General features: G+C 71.7%; 11 protein-coding genes. All 11 read right to left on the bottom strand.

All coding sequences use genetic code 11. The annotated features are described in order from the left end of the window. Positions 1 to 231: 231 nt before the first annotated feature. Genes nuoN through UIS43_RS20900 form a run of 11 tightly spaced genes read right to left on the bottom strand, consistent with a single transcriptional unit; the run spans position 232 to position 14,604 of the window. Positions 232 to 1,872, bottom strand: a complete 1,641-nt coding sequence (nuoN, locus tag UIS43_RS20950) for an NADH-quinone oxidoreductase subunit NuoN (protein ID WP_071623122.1) — start codon at positions 1,870 to 1,872, stop codon at positions 232 to 234. Positions 1,873 to 1,880: 8 nt separating this feature from the next. Continuing rightward, entirely contained in the window at positions 1,881 to 3,548 is a 1,668-nt protein-coding gene (locus UIS43_RS20945) for an NADH-quinone oxidoreductase subunit M (protein WP_013156053.1), read from the bottom strand. Position 3,549: 1 nt separating this feature from the next. Next, a complete protein-coding gene (gene nuoL / locus UIS43_RS20940; protein WP_370011401.1) occupies positions 3,550 to 5,493 on the bottom strand; it encodes an NADH-quinone oxidoreductase subunit L in 1,944 nt (647 codons plus the stop codon). Between the two features lie 14 nt (positions 5,494 to 5,507). After that, entirely contained in the window at positions 5,508 to 5,807 is a 300-nt protein-coding gene (nuoK, locus tag UIS43_RS20935; RefSeq protein WP_013156051.1) for an NADH-quinone oxidoreductase subunit NuoK, read from the bottom strand. Then, complete coding sequence (locus tag UIS43_RS20930) at positions 5,795 to 6,844, bottom strand: NADH-quinone oxidoreductase subunit J (protein WP_013156050.1); 1,050 nt, start codon at positions 6,842 to 6,844, stop codon at positions 5,795 to 5,797. The genes nuoK and UIS43_RS20930 overlap by 13 nt, the downstream gene beginning before the upstream one ends. After that, complete coding sequence (gene nuoI / locus UIS43_RS20925) at positions 6,841 to 7,398, bottom strand: NADH-quinone oxidoreductase subunit NuoI (RefSeq protein WP_013156049.1); 558 nt, start codon at positions 7,396 to 7,398, stop codon at positions 6,841 to 6,843. Before nuoI ends, UIS43_RS20930 begins: the two co-directional genes overlap by 4 nt. Beyond that, positions 7,391 to 8,764, bottom strand: a complete 1,374-nt coding sequence (gene nuoH, locus UIS43_RS20920) for an NADH-quinone oxidoreductase subunit NuoH (RefSeq protein WP_013156048.1) — start codon at positions 8,762 to 8,764, stop codon at positions 7,391 to 7,393. The genes nuoI and nuoH overlap by 8 nt, the downstream gene beginning before the upstream one ends. Then, positions 8,761 to 11,253, bottom strand: a complete 2,493-nt coding sequence (locus UIS43_RS20915; RefSeq protein ID WP_013156047.1) for an NADH-quinone oxidoreductase subunit G — start codon at positions 11,251 to 11,253, stop codon at positions 8,761 to 8,763. The genes nuoH and UIS43_RS20915 overlap by 4 nt, the downstream gene beginning before the upstream one ends. Continuing rightward, on the bottom strand, positions 11,250 to 12,569 hold the full coding sequence (nuoF, locus tag UIS43_RS20910) for an NADH-quinone oxidoreductase subunit NuoF (RefSeq protein ID WP_013156046.1): 1,320 nt from the start codon (positions 12,567 to 12,569) through the stop codon (positions 11,250 to 11,252). The genes UIS43_RS20915 and nuoF overlap by 4 nt, the downstream gene beginning before the upstream one ends. Next, the gene (gene nuoE, locus UIS43_RS20905; RefSeq protein WP_013156045.1) at positions 12,566 to 13,312 is read right to left on the bottom strand and encodes an NADH-quinone oxidoreductase subunit NuoE; all 747 of its coding nucleotides are present in this window, start codon (positions 13,310 to 13,312) and stop codon (positions 12,566 to 12,568) included. Before nuoE ends, nuoF begins: the two co-directional genes overlap by 4 nt. Continuing rightward, entirely contained in the window at positions 13,309 to 14,604 is a 1,296-nt protein-coding gene (locus tag UIS43_RS20900; protein ID WP_013156044.1) for an NADH-quinone oxidoreductase subunit D, read from the bottom strand. Before UIS43_RS20900 ends, nuoE begins: the two co-directional genes overlap by 4 nt. Between the last annotated feature and the right edge of the window lie 8 nt (positions 14,605 to 14,612).

The following is a 14,612-nucleotide window of genomic DNA, read 5'->3' as shown; positions in this document are numbered from 1 at the left end:
CCCGGGTGAGGGGGCCACCGCGTGCTCAGCACATGAACATGATCCGACTTGCCACGGTATCCGACCCGGAATGAACAGCCAAAGCCACACCCGGGTACGGAACCGGCAGGTGACGAATCCCAGGTCAGACCTGGTAATTGGTCACTCTGCCGGTCACTCGTGGTCAGCGCCCGCGTCCGTCCGGAAACCGCGGCCCGTACCCGCCGGTCACCGCGCGTTCACGGTCGCCGGTCACTCCGTGCCTCCGGCCTGCGTCGACGCCTGTTCGACCATCACCGAGGTCGGGGCCTGGTCGGCGTCGGCCGGGGGCAGCAGGTTGTCGAGCACCGCTCCCGGGTACACGCCGAGCAGCAGCGTCGCCGCCACCCCGATCGCGATGACCCCGCCCGTGGCCGCGCCCGCGCGCACCACCGTGGGGCCCTCGCCCTCCGGGTCCCGGAAGAACATCACCACGATGATCCGCACGTAGAAGAACGCGGTCACCGCGCTGCTCAGCACACCGACCACGACCAGCGGGACGGCGCCGGCGGCCACCGCCGCCTCGAACACCGCGAACTTGCCGATGAAGCCGCTCGTGAGCGGGATCCCGGCGAACGCCAGCAGGAACAGCGCCAGCGCCCCGGCCAGCACCGGCGAGCGGCGGCCCAGCCCCGCCCACCGGTCCAGGTCGCCCAGCTCCTGGCCGCCGTCCTTGGTCCGCACCAGCGTCACCACGGCGAACGCGCCCAGCGTGGTGAACCCGTAGGCCGCCAGGTAGAACATGGCGCCCGCGAGCCCGTCCGTGCTGCCCGCCACGACGGCGGTCAGGATGAACCCGGCGTGCACCACCGACGAGTAGGCCAGCAGCCGCTTGACGTCGCGCTGGGTCACCGCGATGACCGCGGCCACGACCATCGTCAGGACGGCCACCGCCCACAGCATCGGCTCCCAGGTCTGGGCCGAGCCGCCGAAGGGCACGAAGAACACCCGCAGCAGGGCGCCGAACGCGGCGACCAGCGTGCAGGAGGCCATCAGCGCCGTGATCGGGGTCGGCGCGCCCTGGTACACGTCCGGCTTCCAGTTGTGGAAGGGCACCGCGCCGACCTTGAACAGCAGGCCGATCGCCACCAGGCCGATGCCCATGAGCAGCAGCGGCTCGCCGTCTCCGCCCTGGAAGACGTCCGCGCCGCCCGCCTCGACGGCCGCGCGGATCTCGCCGAAGTTCACCGAGCCCGCGTAGCCGTAGACCATGGCGGCGCCGAACAGGAAGAACGCCGAGGAGAACGCGCCCAGCAGGAAGTACTTGACCGCGGCCTCCTGCGAGAACAGGCGGCGGCGCCGGGCCAGCCCGCACAGCAGGTACAGCGGCAGGCTCATGACCTCCAGCGCGATGAACATCGTCAGGAAGTCGTTCGAGGCCGGGAACATCAGCATCCCCAGCACCGCGAACATCACCAGCGGGTACACCTCGGTGTGCTGGGAGCCCGCCAGGATGTGCGCGCGCTCCTCCTCGCTCCCGGGCACCGTCGCCGCCTGCGCGGCGAACGCGTCGCGCCCGTCCCGGCGCTCGGAGATCAGCAGCAGGCTCACCAGCGCGAGCACGGTGATGGTGCCCTGGAAGAAGATCACCGTCCGGTCCACCGCCAGCGCCCCGGCGCCGACCGTCACCCCCGGCGCGTCCTCGGGCAGCGAGCCCACCTGGAGCACCAGCAGGACGAACGCGGCCAGCAGCGCGAGCGCCGCGAGCCCGATCTGGATGGCGCGGCGCCGCCCCTGGGGGACGAACGCCTCGAACAGCACGCCCAGAACACCGGCGGCGAACACCGTGAGCAGCGGCGCGAGCAGCCACCAGTCCATCTGCGGCGCCGCCTCGGTGATGACGGGAAGGTCCATGTGGGGGATCACTCCGCGTCTCCTTCCTCTTCCTGGGCGCCCTCGGCGCCCCCGGTCCCGCTGTCAGGGCCCGCGCCGACCTCCACGGTGCGCTCCACCGCGGGGTTGATCACGTCCAGCACCGGCTGCGGGTAGAGCCCGAGCAGGAGGATGAGCGCGAGCAGCGGGGCCACCGCCCACGTCTCCCGCGCGGACAGGTCGCGCAGGCCGGTCAGGTCCTCCCGGGTGGGTCCGTTCATGGTGCGCTGGTACATCCACAGGATGTAGAGCGCGGCCAGGACCACGCCGACCGCCGCGACGATCGCGGGGGCCGGGCTGAACGCGTACACGCCGACGAACACCAGGAACTCGCTGACGAACGGCGCCAGCCCCGGCAGCGCCAGACCGGCCAGGCCCGTCACCAGGAACACCCCGGCCAGCTTGGGCGCGATCCGCTGCACGCCGCCGTAGTCGCTGATGAGCGCGGAGCCGCGGCGGGCGATCAGGAAGCCCACGACCAGGAACAGCGCCCCGGTCGCGAACCCGTGGTTGACCATGTACAGGGCGGCCCCGGCCTGCCCCTGCGCGGTCAGGGCGAAGATGCCCAGGGTGATGAAGCCGAAGTGGGAGACCGACGTGTAGGCCACCAGGCGCATCATGTCGTTCTGCCCGATGGCCAGGATCGCGCCGTAGATGATGCTCACCAGACTCAGCGCCACCACCGGCCACACGAACCAGGACACGGCCGCCGGGAACAGCTCCAGGCAGTAGCGCAGCATCCCGTAGGTGCCGACCTTGTCCAGCACGCCCACCAGCAGCACGGCGGTGCCCGGGCGCGAGGCGCCCGCCGCCGAGGGCAGCCAGGTGTGCACGGGCCACATCGGCGCCTTGATCGCGAAGGCGATGAAGAAGCCGAGGAACAGCCAGCGGGCCGTGGCCGGGTCCACGGCGGCCAGGGCGCTGCCCTCACCGACCAGGTCGCTCCACAGGAAGGTGCCGCCGACGACGTACACGCCGATCACCGCGACCAGCATGACCAGGCCGCCGGCGAGGCTGTAGAGCAGGAACTTGACCGCGGCCCTGGACCGGTCGTCGCCGCGCCCGTAGCGCCCGATCATGAAGTAGACCGGGATGAGCATGGCCTCGAAGAACACGTAGAACAGGAAAACGTCGGTGGCGGCGAAGACGCCGATCATCATCGCTTCCAGGACCAGGATGAGCGCGAAGTAGCCGCGCCCCCCGTCCTCGCGGTCGTCGTGCTCGCGCCAGGCGGCCAAAACCACCAGCGGCACCAGCACGGCCGACATCAGGACCAGCGCCAGGGCGATGCCGTCCACGCCCACGGCGTAGCTGACGCCGAAGCGCGGGATCCAGGGGTAGACCTCCTCGAACTGGAGGGCCCCCGCCCGGGAGGTGTCGAACTGCAGGGCCATGGCCCCGAGCACGAGCAGGGTGGCGAGCGAGAAGCCCAGCGTGATCCGCTTGGCGGTCTCGGCCGGGGCCCCGCCCTTGGCCGCGGCGGCGGGCCGCACGGCCGTCGCCGTGGCGGTGGCGCCCGCGGAGGAGGCGGTGGCGGACGAGGCGGCCGAGGCCGCGGCCGTCCGTTCCGTGGCGGCCTTGGCGGTGCGCGGCAGCGCCCAGACCAGGACCGCGCCGACCGCGGGGAGCGCGATCGCGATGGTGAGCCAGGGGATCATGTCAGAACCTCACAGCCAGCGTCGCGGCGACGATGACGGCGCCGAAGAGCATGGTGAGCGCGTACGTGCGGGCGAACCCGGTCTGGACCCGGCCCAGGCCGCTGGAGGAGTCGCGCACCCCGGCGCCGAGCCCGTTGACCGCCCCGTCGATGACCTTGTCCTCGATGACGAGCAGGGCCCGGGTGAGCTGCTGGCCGGGCCGCATGAACAGGCCCTCGTTGATCTCGTTGCCGTACAGCTCGCGGCTGGCGGCGACGGTGACGGGGTTGCCCTTGGGCGCGGTGCGCTCCACGGGCCTGCGCAGGTAGACCGCCCAGGCGGCGGCCACGCCCAGGACCATGACGCCCAGGGCGGCCAGTCCGTAGGGCGCGGTGAACGCGTGCACGACGTCGAAGTGGTGCGGGTGGGCCCCGGTGGCCGGGGTCAGGAAGGCCGCGAACCGGTCCCCGAGCGTGAGGAGGGCGCCCAGCGCCACCGACCCGACGGCGAGCACCACCATGGGGGCGGTCATGCTGACCGGCGACTCGTGCGGGTGCACGCCCTCGTCCCACCGCTTCCTGCCGAGGAAGGTCATGAAGACCATCCGCGACATGTAGAAGGCGGTGAGCCCCGCGCCAACGATGACGGCGGTCCCGAGCACCATGCCCCGGGTGCCGCCCACGCCGAAGGCCGCGGAGATGATGCTCTCCTTGGTCCACCAGCCCGACAGCAGCGGGAAGCCGATGATGGCCAGGTAGCCGAGGCCGAAGGTGGCGAAGGTGACCGGCATGACCCGGGCCAGGCCGCCGTAGCGGCGCATGTCCACGCCGTCGTTCATGGCGTGCATGACCGATCCGGCGCCCAGGAACAGCCCGGCCTTGAAGAAGCCGTGCGTGACCAGGTGGGCGATGGCGGCCACGTAGCCGACCGGGCCGAGCCCGGCGGCCAGGACCATCATGCCGATCTGGCTCATCGTGGACCCGGCCAGGGACTTCTTGATGTCGTCCTTGGCCGAGGCGATGATCCCGCCCGCCAGCATGGTCGCGGCGCCCACGACGGTGACCACGGTCTGGGCGACCGGGGCGCCCTCGAAGATGGGTCCGGCGCGCACGATGAGGTACACGCCCGCGGTGACCATGGTGGCCGCGTGGATGAGCGCGGACACCGGGGTCGGGCCCTCCATGGCGTCGAGCAGCCACGCCTGGAGCGGCAGCTGCGCGGACTTGCCGCAGGCGCCCAGGAGCAGCAGCAGCCCGACGGCGAGCAGCACGCCGTCGCTCGCGCCCGGGACGGCCGCGAACACGTCGCTGAAGCTGACCGCGCCCAGCACCGCGAACATGATCATGATCGCGATGAGCAGGCCCATGTCGCCGACGCGGTTGATGAGGAACGCCTTCTTGGCGGCCACCGCGGCGGAGGGCTTGTACTGCCAGAACCCGATGAGCAGGTAGGACGCCAGGCCCACGCCCTCCCAGCCGAGGAAGAGCAGCACGAAGTTGTCCGCGAGCACCAGCACGAGCATGGCGGCCACGAACAGGTTGAGGTAGGCGAAGAAGCGCCGCCTGCCCGGGTCCTCGGCCATGTAGCCGATGGAGTAGATGTGGATGAGCGACCCCACGAAGGTGATCAGCAGGACGAAGCTGATCGAGAGGGGATCGACGAGCAGGTCCACCCCGGCGGAGAACTCCCCGACGGAGAACCACTCGTAGACGGGGACGGAGACGCTGCGGGCGTCGGCCGCCCTGCCGAGCAGGTCGAACAGGACGAGCAGCGCCCAGGCGAAGGAGGCGACCGGCAGGGCCGTGGCCAGCCAGTGCCCCCACTTGTCGGTGCGCCTGCCGCCGAGCAGCAGGATCGCCGCGCCCGCGAGCGGCAGGGCGATGAGCAGCCATGCGCCCGACAGCACCGCGCTGTCGGCCGCGGTCGCCACCACGGGTTCGGCGGCGAGGTACGCGTGAGATGTCACAGCCACGTCGCCTTCTAGTGCTTGAGCAGGTTGGCGTCATCCAGCGACGCCGACCTGCGGGTTCGGAAGATCTGCATGATGATCGCGAGGCCCACGACCACCTCGGCGGCGGCGACGACCATCACGAAGAAGGCGATGACCTGCCCCTCGATGTCCCCGTGCATCCGGGCGAACGCGACGAACGCCAGGTTGCAGGCGTTGAGCATCAGCTCCACGCACATGAAGACGATGATCGCGTTGCGCCGGACCAGGACGCCGACGGCGCCGATGGTGAACAGCAGCGCCGCGAGGACGATGTAGTTCATCGGGTCCACGAGGACTCGACCTCCTGCCCGTTGCCGTTGCCGTTGCGCGGCCCGTCCGCGTCGTCGGGACCGTCGGGGCCCACGGCCCCGCCGCCGCCCTCGTCGGCGTCGTCCTCGGCCGCGACCCTCGTTCCGTTCCCCACCCGGTTCCCGGGCCTCTCCGCGGCGGGCCGGGCCCGGTCGTCGGCGACCGGCTCGGCCGTCTTGGAGTCGGCCGAGTCCGAGGCCCCGCCGGGCAGCGGGGCCTGGCCGGCGCGCACGGTCTCGGGCACCCGGGACTGGTACTCGGGGGCGCGGGCGGCCAGGACGGGGTTGAGCGAGAGCTGGGAGACCGTGCCGTCCGGCAGCAGCGCGGGCATGTCGATCGCGTTGTGCCGGGCGTAGGTGCCCGGTCCCGGCAGCGGGGTCGGGTGGTCGCCGCGGATGCGGTCCTCGGCGATCTCCCGCTGGGTGCGGCGCTTCTTGGTGCGGGCGGTGTGCGCCAGGACCATCGCGCCCAGGACCGCGGTGATGAGCAGCGCGCCGGTGGCCTCGAAGGCGACCACGTAGCGCAGCAGCAGCTCGCCCGCGATCCACGGGATGGTGCCCCCGGCCGCCGCGGCGCCCTCGGTGAGGCCGACCGGGTCGCCCACGGCGATGCGGGTGATGCCCGTGGTCAGGGCGCCGACGAAGCACAGGGCGACGACGGCCGTCATGAGGCGCTGTCCGCTGAGCGTCTCCACCAGGGAGTCGGCCGAGCTGACGCCGATGAGCATCAGCACGAACAGGAACAGCATGAGGACGGCGCCGGTGTAGACGACGATCTGCACGACCATGAGGAAGGGCGCCGCGTTGATGCCGTAGAAGATCGCCAGGCCGACCATGGTCAGCGCCATGGACATCGCCGAGTGCACGGCCTTGCGGGAGAAGACCACGCCCAGGGCGCCGAGGAGGACCACGGCGCCCAGGATCCAGAACGCGGTCGCCTCGCCGCCGCCGATCGGCGCGGCCAGGTACAGCGGCTGGTCGGACGGCGGGGCGGCGTGGACGCTGGTGAGCGGGTTCAACGGACCGCCTCCGGGGTCTCGGGCGCCTCGTGCCCGTCCTGCGAGCCGTGCTGGCCGCGCCCGGTGGCGTAGTAGTCCTGCTCGGTCTCGCCCAGGCGCATGGGGTGGGGCGGCTGCTCCATGCCCTCGCGCAGCGGGGCCAGCAGCTGCTCCTTGGTCCAGATCAGGCTCTGCCTGCTGTCGTCGGCCAGCTCGTACTCGTTGGTCATCGTCAGGGCGCGCGTGGGGCAGGCCTCCACGCACAGCCCGCACAGGATGCACCGCAGGTAGTTGATCTGGTAGACCCGGCCGTAGCGCTCGCCGGGCGAGTACCTGTCGTCGTCGGTGTTGTCACCGGCCTCCACGTAGATGGCGTCGGCCGGGCAGGCCCAGGCGCACAGTTCGCACCCGATGCACTTCTCCAGGCCGTCGGCCCACCTGTTCAGCTGGTGCCGTCCGTGGAAGCGAGGCGCCGTGGGGCGCTTGACCTCCGGGTACTCGACGGTCGGCACCTTCTTGAACATCGTGTGGAAGGTGACACCGAAACCCTTGACGGGGTTGAGCCACTCAAGCACCGGTAACCTCCTCACCCTTCTTGTTGCGGTCGGCGGCGGCCGGGGCCGTCCGCGGCGGTTCGGCGAGCACGCTGCTGCCGTAGTGCGGTGCGGCGCTCGGCGGAACCGGGAAGCCGCCGAAGGCGGGTTCCCGGTGCGCCCGGCGGGCGTTCTCCGCGCGCTGGCGGGCCTCCTCGGCGCGCTCGCGGCGCACGTGGCGCAGCCAGGCGGCGAAGGCGGCCACGGTCGCGGCGGTGAAGGCGGCGATCACCACGCCGACGACCAGCGGGGAGGCGCCGTCCAGGACGAGCATCCGCACGACGGCGACGGCGGTGATCCACACCAGCTGGATCGGGATGAGCACCTTCCAGCCCAGCTTCATGAGCTGGTCGTAGCGCACCCGGGGCAGGCTGCCGCGCGCCCAGATGAACAGGAACATCACGCAGACGAACTTGAGCAGCCACCACAGGGCGGGCCACCAGCCCTCGTTGGCGCCCGGCAGGATCGCCGCGATCCCGGGCGGGGCGAGCCAGCCGCCGAGGAAGAGCGTGACGGACACGGCGGCGACCGTGCACATGTTCACGTACTCCGCGAGGAAGAACATCGTGAACTTCATGGACCCGTACTCGGTCATGAAGCCGCCGACGATCTCGCCCTCACCCTCGGCCAGGTCGAAGGGCAGCCGGTTGGTCTCGCCGACCATCGTCACCAGGTAGATGAGGAAGGACGGCAGGAGCAGCACGGCGAACCACAGTCCGCGCTGGGACTCGACGATCCCCGAGGTGGTCAGGGTCCCGGACATGATGAAGACCGCGACGAAGGACAGGCCCATCGCGATCTCGTAGCTGATCACCTGCGCGGAGGCGCGCAGGCCGCCGAGCAGGGCGTAGGGCGACTGGGAGGCCCAGCCGCCGAGCACGAACCCGTAGACCCCCAGCGCGGCGGTGGCCAGGACCACCAGGGCCGCGACGGGCAGGTCGGTGAGCTGGAGCGGGGTGATGACCCCGAACAGGTTCACCTCGGGTCCGATCGGGATGACCGAGAAGGCGATGAAGGCGGGCACGGCCGCGATCATCGGCGCGGCGATGTAGACGAACCGGTCCACCCCGCGCGGGATCAGGTCCTCCTTGAGGGAGAGCTTGATGCCGTCGAAGAGCGACTGGAACAGGCCGAAGGGGCCCATCCGGTTGGGTCCGTGGCGCTGCTGCATCCGGCCCATGACCTTGCGGTCGGCCATGATCATCATCAGCACGCAGATCATGAGGAAGACGAAGATCGCCAGCGCCTTGATGGTGGTGATCCACCAGGGGTCGCCGCCGAAGGCGCTCAGCGTCTCCTCGGAGGCCAGGTGGGCGGTCACGCCCGGACCGAGAGCGGCGGGGGTCACTGCTGCCTCCCGTGGGTGCTGGCGGACCCGTTGCTACCGGTTCCGGTGGTGGTGGACGCGGACAGCAGGACGGTCTGCCCCGCGCCGCCGCCCAGGTCGCGGGGAACGTCGCACCCGTCGGCGTTGGCCGGGAGCCAGACGACGCGGTCGGCGATGTCGGTGACGATGACCGGCACGGTCACCGATCCGCGGGCTCCGGTGACGTGCAGGGTTCCGCCGTCGGGGACGCCGATCTCCTCGGCCGTGGCCGGGGACAGGTAGGCGCGGGCCTGCCGGGCGGTCCCGGCGAGGTAGGGCTCGCCGTCCTCCATGCGGCCGGTGCCGAGCAGCTGCCGCCAGGTGGACAGCAGTGCCTGGCCGGGTTCGGGCCGCACGACCTCGACGGGCCGCACGCGGGGTCCGTCCGCGCGCTCGCCGGTCCACAGACCCAGCTCCATCAGTTCGCCGTAGGCGGACGCGGCGTCGGGCAGGCCCAGGTGCACGTCCATCTGGTCGGCGATCGCGGAGAGCACCCGCAGGTCGGACAGCGCGCCGGGCACCTTGAGCGCGTCGCCGAAGGGCCGGTGGCGGCCCTCCCAGTTGACGAAGGTGCCGGACTTCTCGGCGACGGCGGCCACCGGCAGCACCACGTCGGCGCGGTCGGTGACGTCGCTGGCGCGCAGTTCGAGGCTGACGACGAACGGCACCCGGGCCAGGGCCGCGCGGGCGGCGTCGGGGTCGGGCAGGTCGTCCAGCTCCACCCCGGCGACGACCAGGGCGTCCAGCTCCCCGGCGGCGGCCGCCGCGAGGATGGCGGCGGTGTCGCGGCCGGGGGTCTCGGGCAGGGAGCCCACGTTCCAGACCTGGGCGACCTCGGCGCGGGCGGAGGGGTCGGCGACCGGTCGGCCTCCGGGCAGCAGGCCCGGCAGCGCTCCGGCGTCCACGGCCCCGCGCTCCCCGGCGCGGCGCGGCACCCACACCAGGCGGGCGCCGGTCCGCTCGGCCAGGGCCGCGGCGGCGGTCAGGGCGCCGGGCACGGCGGCCAGGCGCTCGCCCGCCATGATGACCGCGCCCTCCTGGTTCAGGGCCGCGACGACGTCGGGGTCGTCGGTGTCCAGGGCGTTGAGGACGCGGGCCTCGTCGCCGGGGACGGCCCGGACCAGGGTCCCGTGGGTCTTGGTCAGGCCCAGGCTGGCGTGGGAGCCGACCGAGTAGACCTTGAGGCCGCGCTTGCGCACTCCCTTGCGCAGCCGCAGGAAGACCAGGGGCGACTCGTCCTCGGGCTCGAACCCGGCCAGCAGGACCGCGGGCGCCTTCTCCAGGGCGGTGAAGTCCACGCCGACCGGGGTCCCGGCCACGTGGGCGGCCAGGAAGTCGGCCTCCTCGGGCGAGTGCGCGCGGGCGCGGGCGTCCACGTCGTTGGTGCGCAGGGCCACGCGGGCGAACTTGGCGTAGGCGTAGGCGTCCTCGTAGGTGAGGCGGCCCCCGGTCAGGACGCCGACCCGGCCGCGCGCGGCGGCCAGGCCCTGGGCGGCGACGCCGACCGCCTCGGACCAGGAGGCGAACTCCAGGGCCCGGGACTCCCCGTCGCGCACCAGCGGGCGGGACAGGCGGTCGGACTGGGTGGTGTAGCTGAACGCCCACCGGCCCTTGTCGCAGTTCCACTCCTCGTTGACCTGCGGGTCGTCCCCGGCCAGGCGGCGCATGACCTTGCCGCGCCGGTGGTCGGTGCGCTGGGCGCACCCGTCGGCGCAGTGCTCGCACACGCTGGGCGTGGACACCAGGTCGAAGGGGCGCGACCGGAATCGATAGGCGGAGCCGGTGAGCGCGCCGACCGGGCAGATCTGCACGGTGTTGCCGGAGAAGTAGGACTGGAAGGGCTCGCCCTCGGCGATGCCGACCTGCTCGTCGGCGCCGCGCTCCATCAGCTCGATGAGCGGGTCGCCCGCGATCTGCGCGGCGAAGCGGGTGCAGCGGGCGCACTGCACGCAGCGCTCCCGGTCCAGCAGCACCTCGGTGGACAGCGCGATCGGCTTGGGGAAGGTCCGCTTGACGTCGACGAAGCGGGTCTCGCCCTGCCCGGTGGACATGGCCTGGTTCTGGAGGGGGCACTCGCCGCCCTTGTCGCAGACCGGGCAGTCCAGCGGGTGGTTGATGAGCAGGAACTCCATGATCCCGCGCTGGGCCTTCTCCGCCACCGGGGAGGTCAGGTGGGTGTTGACCACCATCCCCTCCATGACGGTGATGGTGCAGGAGGCCTGCGGCTTGGGCATGCCGCGCCCGTTGCCCATGTCGGGGATCTCGACCAGGCACTGGCGGCAGGCCCCGACCGGGTCCAGCAGCGGGTGGTCGCAGAACCTCGGGATCTGGATGCCGAGGAGTTCGGCGGCCCGGATCAGGAGGGTCCCCTTGGGCACCTGGACCTGGAACCCGTCGATGGTGACGGTGACGAGGTCCTCGGGCGGCGGCGCGGGCGCGGCTCCGCCGGAGGAGTTGGAGGTGACGGTCACTGCTGTCCTCCCGTCGTGGTCGGCCGGTCGCCCCAGAGGGTGGCCCGGGAGTGGTCGAAGGGGCAGCCGCCCCGCTCCACGTGGTCGATGTACTCCTGGCGGAAGTGCTTGATCGAGGAGGTCACCGGGCTGGTCGCGCCGTCGCCGAGGGCGCAGAAGGAGCGGCCGAGCAGGTTGTCGCAGATGTCCAGGAGCTTGTCGAGGTCGGCCTCGGTGCCCTGCCCGTTCTCCAGCCGGTCCAGGACCTGGACCATCCAGAAGTTGCCCTCGCGGCAGGGCGTGCACTTGCCGCAGGACTCGTGGGCGTAGAAGGCGATCCAGCGGCCGACGGCCTTCACCACGCAGGTCGTCTCGTCGAAGATCTGGAGGGCGCGGGTGCCGAGCATGGACCCGGCGGCGCCCACCGACTCGAAGTCGAGCGGGGTGTCCAGGTGCTCCTCGGTGAAGATCGGCGTGGAGGAGCCGCCGGGCGTCCAGAACTTGAGCCGGTGCCCGGGCCGCATCCCGCCCGACATGTCGAGCAGCTCGCGCAGGGTCACGCCCAGCGGGGCCTCGTACTGGCCGGGGTTGGCCACGTGCCCGGACAGGGAGAAGAAGCCGAACCCGGCGGACTTCTCGGTGCCCATGGACGTGAACCATTCGGCGCCGTTGGCCACGATGCTCGGCACGCTGGCGATGGACTCGACGTTGTTGACCACGGTCGGCGAGGCGTAGAGCCCGGCGACCGCGGGGAAGGGCGGCTTGAGCCGGGGCTGGCCCCGGTAGCCCTCCAGGGAGTCCAGCAGCGCGGTCTCCTCACCGCAGATGTAGGCGCCCGCCCCGGCGTGGACGACGACGTCGAGGTCGAAGCCGGTGCCCAGGACGTCCCTGCCGAGCAGCCCGGCCTCGTAGGCCTCGGCGACGGCCCGGCGCAGGCGCCGGATGACGTGCAGGACCTCGCCGCGCACGTAGATGAAGGCCTGGCTGGACTTGATCGCGTACGCGGCGATCGCCACCCCCTCCACCAGCACGTGCGGATTGGCGAGCATGAGCGGGATGTCCTTGCAGGTGCCCGGCTCGGACTCGTCGGCGTTGACGACGAGGTAGCGCGGGTTGGGGTTGTCCGCGGGCAGGAAGCCCCACTTCATCCCGGTGGGGAACCCGGCGCCGCCGCGACCGCGCAGGCCGGACTTCTTGACCAGGTCCACGATGGCGTCGGGCTCCATGGCCAGCGCCTTGCGCAGCGCGCCGTAGCCGCCGGTGGCCCGGTAGCCCTCCAGGGTGAAGGAGTCGGGGCGGTCCCAGTCGCGCGACAGGATCGGGGTCAGGGTGGTCACTTGGCGTCCTCCTCACCCTGTTCGCGGGGCGGAAGGTTGTCGGGATCCGGAGCGGTCCAGCCGCGCTCCCTGGCCAGCCTGAGTCCGGCCAGGGAGGGCGCGGCGGCCTGGACGCCCTCGCCCGCGCGGCCGTCCTCGAACCCGGCCAGTACGCGGGAGGCCTGCTTCCAGGTGCACAGGCTGGCGGGGCCGCGCGTGGGCGCGACGTCCCTGCCCAGGCGCAGGTCGTCCACGAGCCGCTTGGCCGTGTCGGGGGTCTGGTTGTCGAAGAACTCCCAGTTGACCATCACGACCGGCGCGAAGTCGCAGGCCGCGTTGCACTCGACGTGCTCCAGCGTGACCTTGCCGTCCTCGGTGGTCTCGTTGTTGCCGACCCCCAGGTGGTCCTTGAGGGTCTGGAAGATCTCGTCGCCGCCCATCACCGCGCACAGGGTGTTGGTGCACACGCCCACCTGGTAGTCGCCGCCGGGGCGGCGGCGGTACATGGTGTAGAACGTGGCGACCGCGTTGACCTCGGCGAGGGTGATGCCGAGCTGGTCGGCGCAGAAGCGCATCCCGGCCTTGCTGACGTGCCCCTCCTCGGCCTGCACCAGGTGCAGCAGCGGCAGCAGCGCCGAGCGCGGCCGCGGGTAGCGGCCGATGATCTCCTTGGCCTCGGGCTCCAGCCGAGCGGTGACCTCGGCGGTGAAGGCCTCGCGGGGCTCGGCCGTCGCCGCGGTCTCGGTGGTCTCGTGCTCGCTCACCGGTCCACGCCTCCCATCACCGGGTCGATACTGGCCACGGCGGCGATGACGTCCGCCACCGTTCCCCCCTCGCACATGGCCGCGACGGCCTGCAGGTGGGTGAACGAGGGGTCGCGGAAGTGCACGCGGTGGGGGCGGGTGCTCCCGTCGCTGACCGCGTAGCAGCCGAGTTCGCCCTTGGCGCTCTCGACGGCCGCGTAGGCCTGGCCCGCGGGGACCCGGAAGCCCTCGGTGACCAGCTTGAAGTGGTGGATGAGCGCCTCCATGGAGCCGCTCATGATGTGCGCGATGTGGTCGGGCGAGTTGCCCAGGCCGTCGGGCCCCAGCGCCAGCTTGGCGGGCCATCCGATCTTGGCGTCCTGGATCATCACCGGGCCGGGCTGGAGCTTGTCCAGGCACTGCTCGATGATCTTCAGGCTCTCCTCCATCTCGGCCATGCGCACCCGGTAGCGGGCGTAGACGTCGCCGCCGTCGGAGACGGGGACGTCGAACTCGTAGCCCTCGTAGCCGCAGTAGGGCTTGGCCTTGCGCAGGTCCCAGGCCAGGCCGGAGGCCCGCAGCAGCGGGCCGGTGACGCCGAGCGCCATGCAGCCGGGCAGGTTGAGGTGGGCCACGTCCTTGGTGCGGGCGAGGTAGACGGGGTTCTCGTCCAGGAGCTTGCGCATGACGGCGATGCGCTTGGGCATCTCCTTGAGCAGCTCGCGGACCTTGCCGGCCGCGCCGGGCGGCAGGTCCTGGGCCACGCCGCCGGGGCGGATGTAGGCGTGGTTCATCCTCAGGCCGGTGACCAGCTCGAAGATGTCCAGGATCATCTCGCGCTCACGGAAGCCGTTGGTCATGACCGTGGTCGCGCCCAGCTCCATGCCGAAGGTCGCCATCGCCACGAAGTGCGAGGCCATCCGGTTGAGCTCCATCATCATCACGCGGATGACGCTGGCCCGCTCGGGGACGCGGTCCTCGATGCCGAGCAGCTTCTCGACCGCCAGGCAGTACGCCGCCTCGTTGAACAGCGGCGTCAGGTAGTCCATGCGGGTCACGAACGTGGTGCCCTGCGTCCACGTCCGGTACTCCATGTTCTTCTCGATACCGGTGTGCAGGTAGCCGATACCGACGCGCGCCTCGGTGCAGGTCTCACCGTCGAGGGTGAGGATGAGCCGCAGGACGCCGTGCGTGGAGGGGTGCTGGGGTCCCATGTTGACGACGAGGCGTTCGGCGCTGGTGGCCTGCGCCTTCTCGATGACGTCGTCCCAGTCCCCGCCGGAGGCGTCGATGTAGTCCTCGGTGATGGTCATGCCGGGCC

Origin of the sequence: Nocardiopsis sp. LDBS0036 (assembly GCF_041228755.1) — a bacterium.
Lineage (GTDB): Bacteria > Actinomycetota > Actinomycetes > Streptosporangiales > Streptosporangiaceae > Nocardiopsis > Nocardiopsis dassonvillei.
This window is presented reverse-complemented; position numbering and strand designations above follow the sequence as displayed.

Coding starts and splice junctions, on each gene's coding strand:
- nuoN (WP_071623122.1), bottom strand. CDS start 1,872: ATGGACCTTCCCGTCATCACCGAGGCGGCGCCGCAGATGGACTGGTGG.
- UIS43_RS20945 (WP_013156053.1), bottom strand. CDS start 3,548: ATGATCCCCTGGCTCACCATCGCGATCGCGCTCCCCGCGGTCGGCGCG.
- UIS43_RS20900 (WP_013156044.1), bottom strand. CDS start 14,604: ATGACCATCACCGAGGACTACATCGACGCCTCCGGCGGGGACTGGGAC.